The following is a 10,850-nucleotide window of genomic DNA, read 5'->3' as shown; positions in this document are numbered from 1 at the left end:
AGTGGGGTCAGCCATGCAACCTGAGAAGATATGTGAATTGTTGAAGGAGAAGATCATCTGGTTGGATCTAATGCCGGAGAGTGTTCTCAATCTCAGCGAATTGGCCTCATCATTCGGTGTGAGCCGTACCCCGGTCAAGGAGGCGCTCATCTTTCTCCAGGCAGAGGGATGGGTTTCGCGCAACGAAGCGCATTTTATCGTTACTCCCCTCAGCCTGGATCGGATCAGGGGGACCGTCGAGATCCGGTCCGTCATGGAGGTCCAGTCCAACGTGTGGGCCATGTACCGGATAACCCCCGAGGAGCTGGCTCTCTTGCAGGAGGTGAAGAAAGAGATCATGCAGGTCTCTGAAAAGGCATCAAACAAGTACCTGGTGCAGCTTGACGTCAAGTTTCACCAGATACTCTTTGATGCGACCAAGAACAGCCAGTTGAGTCAACTGCTCAAGCGCTTGCTCAGTCATTACCTGCGCTTCTGGTTGTCCATACCCCGTGAGATCGAGCCCAGGTCTTTTTTTGCAGAAACCCTGGAGATCATTCGCGCGATTGAGACGAAAGACGAACCCAGGCTCCGGGCGGGCAGCGCAGCGCACATCAAGAACTCGGTGGATGAGATCATGGGAACGTTCTGACCCGGCGGGCTTCAGAGCGGAGGCAAAATTTCTGCATACCTTGAATGGAGGCTGTGATGGAGGTTCGAAACTGGAAGGATGTCGAAGAGGTCAAGGTGGAGAACATAACATACAAGGGCGAGTTGAAAAAGGTTACCGGAGTCGGGATTCGCTGGCTCTCCAGGACGGGCAGGGACGAAAAGGGAGAACCCGAATACGGGCTGCGGTTCTTCACGGTCCAGCCTGGAGGAGAGATCCCGATCCATGACCATTTCTATGTGCAGACCATGTATATCCTGAGCGGTCGGTTCGAGTGCTGGCGCTTTGATCCGGAAACCGGCGAGATCGCTGAGAAGGTGATATGCAAGCCCGGTGATGCCATATATGCCCCGAGTATGGAACCTCACGGGATGAGGAACATGAGCGAGACCGAGCCGGGCACTTTCTTGTGTTGCATCTGTAATGTCTACCGAAGGGGAAAATAGTTTCTGGGGAGGATGGGATGAAGACGGCAAAGAGACTGGAGACGTTTGAGGCCTACCTCGGCACCGCCATGAACGTGATTCTGACCAGGATGAAGAAGGAAGGCAAGGACGTCATCAACCTCGGTCTTGGCGACCCCGACGTGGTGCCCCCGGAGGGGCAGAGAAAGGCATTAGCCGACGCCTGCATGAAGGCAACCAACCACCACTATCCCAGCTTTTACTCGTCCATGCCCCTCAAGGAAGCCATATCCGGATGGTACAAGCGGCGTTTCGGTGTTGAGTGTGACCCGGAAACCGAGGTTTTGCCCTTGTTGGGTTCGGCCGAGGGGTTGTTCCACATCAACACGTGTCTTCTTGACGTCGGTGACACGGCGCTGGTGCCTGATCCGTGCTACCCGGCCTATGTGGCTGGAGCCAGGATAGCGGGTGGTGTAATGGAGTCGGTGCCGCTGCTCAAGGAGAACGGTTTCGTGCCGGATCTGGACTCGATCGATCCGGAGATTGCCCGGCGGGCGCGGATGATATGGGTGAACTATCCCAATAATCCCACAGCAGCGGTTGCACCAGATGAGTTCTACACCAAATTGATCGACTGGGCGAACAGGTACGAAGTAGCCGTAATTGCCGACAATCCTTACTCCGAAGTATGTTTCGAGGATTACCGACCACCGAGCTTCCTTCAGTTCGACGGTGCAAAGGAGGTGGGAGTCGAGCTCAATTCCCTTTCCAAAAGCTACAATTGTTGTGGCTGGCGTGTGGGAATGATGCTGGGCAACAGGGAGATTATCGAGGGCGTCAACAAGATAAAATCCCATTCGGACAGGGGGATATTTTATCCCCTGCAGGTGGCGGCTGCCGCCGCACTGAACGGTCCCACGGACTTTATGAGGGAGCGCAATCTGATGTATCAGGAACGGCGGGACGCGGTGATAAAAGGACTCCGGGATGTGGGTCTTGAGGCGATGGTGCCTAAGGCCACTTTCTATGTCTGGTCCTCCATCCCAAAAGGGGCTACCTCGCGTGATTTCTGCTTCAGGGCCTTGGAGGAGGCCAATATTTGGATGATCCCGGGGTCGATGTATGGAAAGTTTGGAGAAGGCTATCTCCGGATCGCCCTGACCCATCCTCTTGACCGACTCGAGGAGGCCATGGACCGCCTGAAAAAGTTCATGTCCTAGGAAGATCCCATGCTGGATAACCTTGATCTTGACAAAAGGGGAACGAGTCGAGAGAAGCAAAAAGGGGTGCAGTTCTTGTAGCAGTTTGCAGTTATGTCCGGGTTTCCATTGTGGCAGGGGGCAAGTGGAGGCAGCAATGGAAGGGAAGCCTACCCATGAGGATATACTTTACGCGAGCAGCAACGGTGTTATTGCTACGGATGCTGCTGGACAGATTGTCTTTGTGAACAGGGCTGCTGAGGACATTCTGGACTTGGAAGCGGAGGAGATCGACGGGGCATACATCGCCGATGTTTTGCCGAGCACGGGGCCTCCGGTTATGAAATGCCTGGAAACCGGAAAGCCCGAGTTCGGCCGCCATATTCTTGAAAGAAGGGTGAAGCTGGTAGTGGACGTCACGGTGATGGCTCGGGACGGGGAGGTAAGGGGGGGGCGGTTTGTAATTTTGAACGGATGCACGAGTTCGAGGTCGCCGCACAGAAGCTGGGATCGTACAAGAGGCTGAATACCGAATTAGAAGCCATTTTCGAATCTTCTTCGGACGGCATCTGGGTATCTGACGGCCAGGGGAGGGTGATCAATATCAACAGTGCCTCTGAAAAGCTCAACGGTGTCAGCGCGAAAGATGTCATCGGGAAGAACATCAAGAGTATCATCGAGCGCGGCTTGATCGATCGATCTGCGACACTGGAAGTGTTGGCCACCAAACGCCAGGTAAACATACTGCAGCATGTGACCAGAACGGATAAATGTCTCCTGGTGACAGGAACCCCGGTTTTCGACGAAGAGGGCAATATTTCACTGGTCGTAGTCAACGAGCGGGATATGACCAGGCTGAGCGCACTTCAGGAACAACTCGACAAGACCCGCATGCTGGCGGAAAAATTCAGGGACGAGCTTGTCCAGACCAGCATGCTGGAGTTGGAAAAGCAGGAGATCATCGCGGAAAACGAGGACATGAAGCAGGTTCTGAGGGTCGCCCTCAAGCTTGCTCGCCTGAAGGCCTCGAATATTCTGATCTTGGGCGAATCGGGAACGGGCAAGGGCCTCTTGGCCAAGTTCATCCATAAGAATAGCGAACGCAGAAAGAAACCGTTTATTCAGATCAACTGCGCTGCCCTGCCGGAAAACCTTCTGGAGGGTGAACTTTTCGGTTACGAAAAGGGGGCCTTTACCGGCGCCAGAGAGCAGGGCAAGGTCGGCCTTTTCGAACTTGCCCAGGAGGGCACCTTGTTCCTGGACGAGATCGGAGATCTTCCCCTCTCCATTCAGGCAAAGCTCCTGAAATACCTGGATGACCACGAGGTCATGCGCCTTGGCGGCACAAAACCCAAGAAGGTGGATTGCACGGTCATTGCGGCAACAAACCGTGATCCGGAGATCCTGAGAAGAGGAAGGACTTTTCGGGAAGATCTTTACTACCGGCTCAGCACCTTCACGATTCGAATCCCTCCCCTTCGAAAACGACCCGAGGACATTTTTGAATTGACCAACTATTTTTTGCACAAGTACAACAAGGCCTACGGGCTGAAGAGACGGCTCTCTCGAGACGCCATTGAGGCGCTTCAACACTATGCATTTCCGGGAAACGTGCGCGAACTGGAGAATATCCTCAAGAAGGCCATTGTCCTGAGTGAAGGGGAGGTATTGGATGGGTCCATCACCAGAGGACTCGAACAAAACGCGCGAAGATCCATGGTTTCCGGGAATGGGAAAAGGCATGAATCCAGCCTTGTCAATGAAGTCCTTGCTGTTGAAAGGGATATTTTGAAGGACGCCATCGCGCGGTTCAAATCGACAAGGGACATGGCCAGCCATTTGGGGGTGAGCCAGCCGGCAGTCGTCCGAAAGATGCGGAAGCACGGTCTTTCTCGTCTTTCGATGCAACAATGAATCAGGATTATATGTAACCGGTGAATTTTACTGGCAAAAAGGGCTGAGGATCAGTGATACAGAATCGTATCAATGTCTTGTGTTATGTTTTCCCCGATTCTGACCGTTGTCTTGATTCAAACATGAATCGGATGTTGTACCGGGGAGTCTCGCGGAAAGAACATAACCACCCGGGATTACAGGTGTTGCTTCCTAGGAGCGGACATTGGCGCGCGTTTTGCCGTACATTCAACAGGCCTCCATCCCTTCAAATCCCTTGCCGCAGTCATACATTGTGAAATTCGAAAGCTGTCTTATGAGCTGCAACCAGTGATGGCGCGACAGCATTCAATACAGCCGTATAGAAGGCAGCAGCAAAATGGCTGATTCGTTCTTCGAGGAGATCAAACGTAATCTGGATCCGGTATTCGGCTACATGATTTTCGAGGGCCCTTTGCAGGACTCAGGGAGCGGTCCTTTCAGGGAAGTCCCCGGCCTCCTCTCTCGGGCCGCAAAAGGGATCCTTGAACACAAGCTCTACCATGATGAGGCGGGGGGGGGAAGTCCTATCTTGTGGTCAAGTTGGACCTGGAGGAAGTAGATGAGATCTCACGGGGATTTCTCCAAACTCCGCTTTCCAAGGAAATGACTTTCTATGTGTGCGGGAGGCGGTTTGATTGAACTATATGGACATGGTTTGAAAAGAATATTGAAGGTTGAGAAATCAGGTAGGAATCCACACCGAATCAAACATATCTAAGGAGAGCAGCCGATGATCAAGAAGACCGAAGAGAAGAAGACCGTTCTCGATTGGCTCCAGGCCGACGAAAACGCCTCTCAGACTTTCACCAGAAGATCTGGCATTATGCGGAACCGGCTTGGCGTGAGTATAGATCGGCCAAGGCATATGTGGAACTCCTGAGAGGGGAAGGCTTCGAGGTTGAGGAGGGTAGCGGCAAGATGCCCACGGCTTTTTGTGCCACTTTCGGACAAGGGAAACCCGTGGTGGCGAGCTATGCGGAGTACGATGCCGTTCCGGGTAATTCCCAACAGGCTGTGCCCTATAATGCTCCAAGAGAGGGTGTCAACCGGTTAGCGGCAGGCCACACCGATCCTCACTCTGCTCTGGGGGTGGGGGTCCTGGCCGGGATTCTGGCCGCCAAAGAAGCAATGGTGAAACACATCCACAAAAGAGGCCATGTACGCTCATGTCGGAGCCTGGAACATAAATGAGTTCATCCTGGTTGGAGGCCAGTGCACGTCGGACAACCTATCACCGCGGATCGGTCAGATTCAGTATTCTTGGCGTTCGCCGACCATATCCATACAGAACCAGATCTACCGTGTCCTGGAGAACAACGCCAAGCATGTTGCGGCTATCAACCATTGCAGGCTGTCCATAAGGTGGGTCGCGAAGACGAGGCCCGGCTTGCCCAATCACGCCATGGCCGAGCTCGTATACGCCAACATGGAGCTTGGCGGCCCGACGAATTTCGGTGAGGAGGCGAGGAAGATCGGCCGGGAGATCCAGAAGAATCTGGGGCTGGAGCCCATGGGTGATCCCATACACGAGTTCAGCGAGAAGCTCGTCCCACCCCAGGAAAACGAGGCCGCCTACGTCAACAAGATCCTTCCTCCCTGGCAGAAGAACTATACCTCTGGTAACTATACCGAGTACACCTGGCACTGTCCGACAGCGCGGGTTTGGTGCTCCAGAGCCCGCCTGAAGACTCCTTGGCCGGACTACGCTTACCCGGAGTGGGTTTTTCATGCCACAGGGGGGATCCGATCCATGATCGATCCGACGATACTGATGGGTGGCAAGGCTGTCGGGTTGAGTATCATGGATCTGATGACCGATCCCGTTGCCCTCGAGAAGGCACAGGAGGAGTTCAAAGAAAGAACCGGCGGCGGCATTGGCGGAACCAAGTGGATAGCTCCTCTCTTGCCGCCGGATTTCAAGCCTCCCGTGGATCTCAGGTGGCCCGAATACGTCACCACCGAGCGTGGCTATGAGTGGTGGATCCCCAATCCGATCGAGTAGGGGATCCCTTTCGCCGGGGAAAACGGAAAAGGTGGGCAGACGATCGGCAGTTCAGATGTTTCCCGGCAGGTATGGAGCAGTCGTGAGGTTCGCCAGGGGGAGAACAGAGGGTCCCGAAGTTTCCAGAACCCAGGTCGAGGGGCGGTGACAGATGGCAAGCAGACTGAAGCAAGATCTAATAGAAACGGGAAGGTTTGGCAGAAGTCGGTCAAGAAGGATAGAGAGGTACGACCAACTTGACGGGGAAGCGGGCGTGATCAGGCCGACGGGAACCGAAGAGAACAAGAGGCTGAGAGATTATGCCGTAGCCCGTATGAAGGAGGCAGGGCTTGCAGTCAGGATCGACAAGGTAGGCAACATATTCGGTAGAAGAGAAGGCTCCAAAACAAACGAAGGCGCGGTCATGTCAGGGTCGCATCTGGATTCCGTCATAAACGGCGGGATGTTCGATGGGGCCCTCGGTGTCTTCGGGGCGATAGAAGCTGTCAGAAGGATGAACGAGGAGGGTTTTGGAAACGAGAGGCCTCTTGAAGTGGCAGTGCTCACCGGAGAAGAGGGATCCGCATTTGGACAGGTGCTTTTGGGAAGCTCGGTACTGATCGGCAAGCTGAGCGTGGACGAAGCCCTGGGCATAAGGAATTCTGCCGGGCAGACACTCGACGAAGCATTGAGGGGCATAGGATACAGGGGAGATTTTGAAAGAACCTTGGACGACGTAGGGTATTTTGTGGAGATGCACATAGAACAGGGGCCTGTCCTTTACAACGAGAAAATTCCCATCGGCATTGTCGAGAAGATTGTCGGCATAGCGTGGGTTACGGTGACCATAAAGGGAGAGGAGAATCACGCCGGTACAACGCCCATGGACATGCGTAAGGATGCGCTTGTTGCAGCGGCGGACGTGGTCTCGTTTGTCAGGAAGCGCGCAGGCGAGATGGCGGAGAAGCTGAGTCCCTCCTTGGTGGGAACAGTCGGGCGACTGACCGTATCCCCGAATGGAACGAATATCGTTCCGGGTAGAGTGCAAATGGGAATTGACATCAGGGATGTAGCGGCGGGGAACATGGAGGACTTTAGAGGCGAGGTCCTTCAGATGCTTGACAATATCGGGGAGAAATACGGGGTCGATGTCAGCGTCGAGATGCCCTTCACTCACCTGCCGGTCTCTCTCTCCCCTGAAATGGTGGGTGCGATCGAGAGAGCCGCCGGACAGGTCCAGGTAAGGTCAAGAAGAATGAACAGCGGAGCAGGGCACGACTCGCAGAATATGGCTGAGAAAGTCAAGACAGGGATGATCTTCGTTCCAAGCGTCAAGGGAGTAAGCCATGCCCCGCTGGAATGGACGGAGTGGGATGACATCGAGAACGGAGTCATGGTGCTCACCCAGACTCTCAAGAATCTGTCCAGCATCGGAAGTTGAAGTCGTCCGGGACGGAGCGGGGCCGGTTTTTCTGATACTCGATGCGTGGTTCGGATAGCCTGCAGGGTTGGGGTGTTTTGTGTGGTGTGTGGATTCTCGAAGGGAAAAGAACACGTCGGAAGGAGGAATTTGAGATGTTGAAGGGTTATTGTCTGGAGTTACCCCGGTCTAGTGGATAGGTTAGGGCTTTCGGTCTCAAGTGAGGCTTTGTACCTCCTTTCGTAATTCAGAGGGGAGAGATAGTCAATTCCTGAATGTCTACGGGAAGGGTTATACCAGCCTTCGATGAACTCAAAGACCGCCATGCGGGCCTCGGTCTGAGTGCGGAAGCTGGTCCGGTCGAGCAGTTCACCAATCAAGCGTGGCAAAGAAGCTCTGACACAGGGCGTTGTCGTAACAGTCACCCACCGAACCGGTTGAGGGACGCAGGTCTGCCTCCTGACACCTTTTGCCAAAGGCGATAGAGGTATACTGGGAACCCTGATCGGAGTGATGGATGGCCCCGGCGGGTCGCCTCTGCGAGAGAGCCATCTCCAAGGCATTCAGCACAAGCTCGGTCTCGAGATGAGTGGCCATGGCCCAGCCTACCACCCGACGGCTCGAGGCATCAACCACCACTGCCAAGAACAAAAACCCTGCTTAGGTCGGGATATAGGTGATATCGGCAACCCACAGCCGATCCGGGCCAGGAGCCGTGAAATCCCGCTTCACTAGGTCTGGGACAGTATGGACATCACGGTCCCGAATGGTCGTCCGTGTTCCTTTGCGCCGGCTGACACCCTCAAGACCTGCCCGACGCATCAGCCGTGCAACACGCTTTCGACCCACAAAGACTCCATCATCCTTGAGCTCGGCATGAACCCGAGGGACCCCATAGGTACCACGAGAACGCTCGTGAATCTCCAAAATCCGTATGGTCAATGCCTCATCCTGCCCGGCACGCACCGAAGGTCCACGGTCCGCCACCCGTAGTACCCACTGGAGGAGACACCCAGTACTCGGCACATCGTGGCAATAGGATAGACGGCCTGATTCGCCTTCACGAACTCCAAGACCTCCGTGGCACCGAGTCGGTCTCCCGAGCGAACCAGGCCCCCCCTTTTGCCAAGATCTCCCGCTTCAAGCGAAGCCGGCGGTTCTCAGAACGCAGCCTTCCTGACTCCTCCCACTCAGCCGTAGTCAGGCCATCGCAGCGTCGCCCCTGGTCCAGATCGGCTTGGCGGACCAATTGCGGATCGTCTGGGCCGAGGGCTCAAACTCCCGTCCCAGCTCCTCGGGGCTAGGCCCGGCTCTCGTCAACTCCACCATCTGGCGACGAAACTCCGGGGCATAAGGGGGTCTTGTCTTCGACATCATGAACACCTCCTCCCAAAAGTTTAGAGTGTCCACGAAACCGGGTCAACTCCAGTCTCTGTTCTTTCACCTGCCCCATCTATCGCGAAATCCATGAAGAAAGCGGTGTTGCGCGGGGTAAGATCGCTCTGGTCAAGGAGGCGTTGAAGGGCAGACTGGCTCTTACAGGTGATCTCCTCGAAAAGCTGGAAACCTGCCTGGTCTGCAAGACCTGTGTTGTCAATTGTCCTGCCCATGTACCGGTGGACAAGATCGTCATGGCTGCACGGGCAGACTATTCGGCCAACAAGGGTCTCCGCCTCACGGAAAGGTTGATTTTTCAATGCCTCCTTCCCAGAAGGCGGCTCTTTGGTTTGCTGGTAAGGCTGGCATCCAATGTCCAGCGCCTCCTGCCCAAATCCGACTTGGACGGCAAGATCCGCCACCTCCCGGAATTCATGAGCGGTCTCAGGAGGGGCCGAAACATCCCTCTTGTTGCCGATACCTTTCTCAGAAGTCGTTTGCCCGAGACCGTTGCACCGCCCGAAGGCGTGGAAAAGCGGGCCGTGGTCGGATTCTTTGCCGGATGCAGCATGGACTACATCTATCCCGATGTTGCCGTCAACACGGTGCTCTTTCTTGCCAGGCAGGGGGTCGAGGTACATTTTCCAAAGGAACAGGGATGCTGCGGCATGGGAGGATCGTTCAGTATCTATCATCCCGACCTGTCAGAGAGAATCGCGCAGAAGAAGGTCGATGGTATCGCGGCCTCTGGGGCTGATTTCGTTGTCTCCGCATGCCCCGGATGTCTGATCCAGCTGAATGATATCCTGATCAAGAACGGCTCGCCCCAGAGGGCCGTCCATATCATGAGCCTTTTCGAATGATTCCCCGCCCATATCTCCAATTGGCAGCTCTTTCTTGTTGCTCGGAGACGGCTGGAAGGGGATCCTGCCCCCTTACACGGGGAACGGATCCCGTTGCCCCGGGATTATGGTAGAATCCCGAGCAGGAGTTCACACAAGATAAGCTGGCCATTCCGGTTCAGATGGATCCCGTCCTCTTCGAGCACTTCTCCGTCGAAGGCCTGAAGAGCAACTGCCAGGTCGGCCAGTCTTGCTCCGGTTTTCTCGGATAGGTCCCTTAGGAACTCGTTTGTCTGATCGATCAGCTCGTCCCTGTACACCCAGTTGCCCTCAGGGAAATACGCCTGAAGCCGTTCATTGTCAACGTAAGGAACGGTCACGACAATGACTTCTTTCCCCAGTCCGAGAAGTGTTTCGGTGAAATAGCGCATGTTCCTCTTGTATTCGTCGTGACCAACGATGGAAACATGTGCCTCGTCGTCAAGCTGGCGGCAGTCGTTCGTTCCGAGGAAGAGAACCGCCCAGTCGAAGGTTTCCCGCATCACGGTCGAATAGAACCTGTCCTTGACATGGCAGGTCGTGTCACCGGAGACGGCACAGTCGATAACACGGCGCTGGTTGTTATCTTTCCAGAATTCGTTGAGTATCTTTGCCCAACTCTCGCGGTCGCTCGTGATTGAATCCCCGATCGCGGCGACGATACAGGGGGACTGCTTCGCCCTCGAGGCCACCCTGCTCCGCAGCTCATCGGCCAAGGCGGCGAGATTCCTGCGAAACCTGTCCTCGATCGATCCGAGTACCCTCTCCTCCACGCCGTAAACGCGTGCTATCGATCTGATGTCATCATCCTCGATCAACAGCCGTGCGAGTTTGTGGAGATTGAATTTGTGCATGAAGGCGAGTTCATAGGGAAGTTGGTCCATTTCTTTATCCCTCTTGCGTAAGATTCCAAAGTCCGGTTTCTCCCGTGACAGAACAGGTAGGACTGTGTCGCCAGGGATTGAACGGCCGAGGCGGTACCCGTGGCCACGGACGAAGAGATG

8 protein-coding genes and 2 pseudogenes are annotated in these 10,850 nt (G+C 55.0%); 8 read left to right on the top strand and 2 right to left on the bottom strand.

Features of this window, described 5'->3' with window-relative positions; all coding sequences use genetic code 11:
- Positions 1-13 precede the first annotated feature (13 nt).
- From JRJ26_15170 to JRJ26_15140, 7 genes and pseudogenes are all read left to right on the top strand, one after another.
- Positions 14-631, top strand: coding sequence for a GntR family transcriptional regulator (locus JRJ26_15170; GenBank protein ID MBW2058828.1), 618 nt, complete (start codon positions 14-16; stop codon positions 629-631).
- Between the two features lie 56 nt (positions 632-687).
- Positions 688-1,095 (top strand): cupin domain-containing protein, encoded by a 408-nt coding sequence (locus tag JRJ26_15165; GenBank protein ID MBW2058827.1) that lies wholly within the window; start codon positions 688-690, stop codon positions 1,093-1,095.
- Positions 1,096-1,112: 17 nt separating this feature from the next.
- Positions 1,113-2,273 carry an aminotransferase class I/II-fold pyridoxal phosphate-dependent enzyme gene (locus tag JRJ26_15160; protein MBW2058826.1) on the top strand — a complete coding sequence of 387 codons (1,161 nt, stop codon included), beginning with the start codon at positions 1,113-1,115 and terminating at the stop codon, positions 2,271-2,273.
- A 136-nt stretch (positions 2,274-2,409) separates the two neighbouring features.
- Positions 2,410-2,778 (top strand): PAS domain-containing protein, encoded by a 369-nt coding sequence (locus JRJ26_15155; protein ID MBW2058825.1) that lies wholly within the window; start codon positions 2,410-2,412, stop codon positions 2,776-2,778.
- Positions 2,727-4,166: a sigma 54-interacting transcriptional regulator gene (locus JRJ26_15150; protein ID MBW2058824.1), complete on the top strand. Its 1,440-nt coding sequence runs from the start codon at positions 2,727-2,729 to the stop codon at positions 4,164-4,166. Before JRJ26_15155 ends, JRJ26_15150 begins: the two co-directional genes overlap by 52 nt.
- Before the next feature lie 751 nt (positions 4,167-4,917).
- Positions 4,918-6,189: pseudogene (locus JRJ26_15145) on the top strand (hypothetical protein).
- A 151-nt stretch (positions 6,190-6,340) separates the two neighbouring features.
- Positions 6,341-7,609, top strand: coding sequence for a Zn-dependent hydrolase (locus JRJ26_15140; protein ID MBW2058823.1), 1,269 nt, complete (start codon positions 6,341-6,343; stop codon positions 7,607-7,609).
- Positions 7,610-7,767: 158 nt separating this feature from the next.
- Here JRJ26_15140 and JRJ26_15135 read toward each other — a convergent pair.
- Positions 7,768-8,962, bottom strand: a pseudogene (locus tag JRJ26_15135) (IS3 family transposase).
- Between the two features lie 143 nt (positions 8,963-9,105).
- Here JRJ26_15135 and JRJ26_15130 point away from each other — a divergent pair.
- A complete protein-coding gene (locus JRJ26_15130; GenBank protein ID MBW2058822.1) occupies positions 9,106-9,828 on the top strand; it encodes a hypothetical protein in 723 nt (240 codons plus the stop codon).
- Between the two features lie 104 nt (positions 9,829-9,932).
- Here the strand turns inward: JRJ26_15130 and JRJ26_15125 are convergent, their stop codons facing one another.
- The gene (locus JRJ26_15125) at positions 9,933-10,730 is read right to left on the bottom strand and encodes a hypothetical protein (protein MBW2058821.1); all 798 of its coding nucleotides are present in this window, start codon (positions 10,728-10,730) and stop codon (positions 9,933-9,935) included.
- Positions 10,731-10,850: the final 120 nt, after the last annotated feature.

It is taken from the genome of Deltaproteobacteria bacterium (assembly GCA_019308905.1).
GTDB lineage: Bacteria > Desulfobacterota > BSN033 > WVXP01 > WVXP01 > JAFDHF01.
The sequence above is the reverse complement of the archived record's forward strand: the minus strand, read 5'-3'. Positions and strand labels throughout refer to the sequence as shown.

Excerpts from the sequence above, each read along its gene's own strand:
- JRJ26_15170 (MBW2058828.1), top strand. The coding sequence starts at position 14 with ATGCAACCTGAGAAGATATGTGAATTGTTGAAGGAGAAGATCATCTGG.
- JRJ26_15165 (MBW2058827.1), top strand. The coding sequence starts at position 688 with ATGGAGGTTCGAAACTGGAAGGATGTCGAAGAGGTCAAGGTGGAGAAC.
- JRJ26_15160 (MBW2058826.1), top strand. The coding sequence starts at position 1,113 with ATGAAGACGGCAAAGAGACTGGAGACGTTTGAGGCCTACCTCGGCACC.
- JRJ26_15155 (MBW2058825.1), top strand. The coding sequence starts at position 2,410 with ATGGAAGGGAAGCCTACCCATGAGGATATACTTTACGCGAGCAGCAAC.
- JRJ26_15150 (MBW2058824.1), top strand. The coding sequence starts at position 2,727 with ATGCACGAGTTCGAGGTCGCCGCACAGAAGCTGGGATCGTACAAGAGG.
- JRJ26_15140 (MBW2058823.1), top strand. The coding sequence starts at position 6,341 with ATGGCAAGCAGACTGAAGCAAGATCTAATAGAAACGGGAAGGTTTGGC.
- JRJ26_15125 (MBW2058821.1), bottom strand. The coding sequence starts at position 10,730 with ATGGACCAACTTCCCTATGAACTCGCCTTCATGCACAAATTCAATCTC.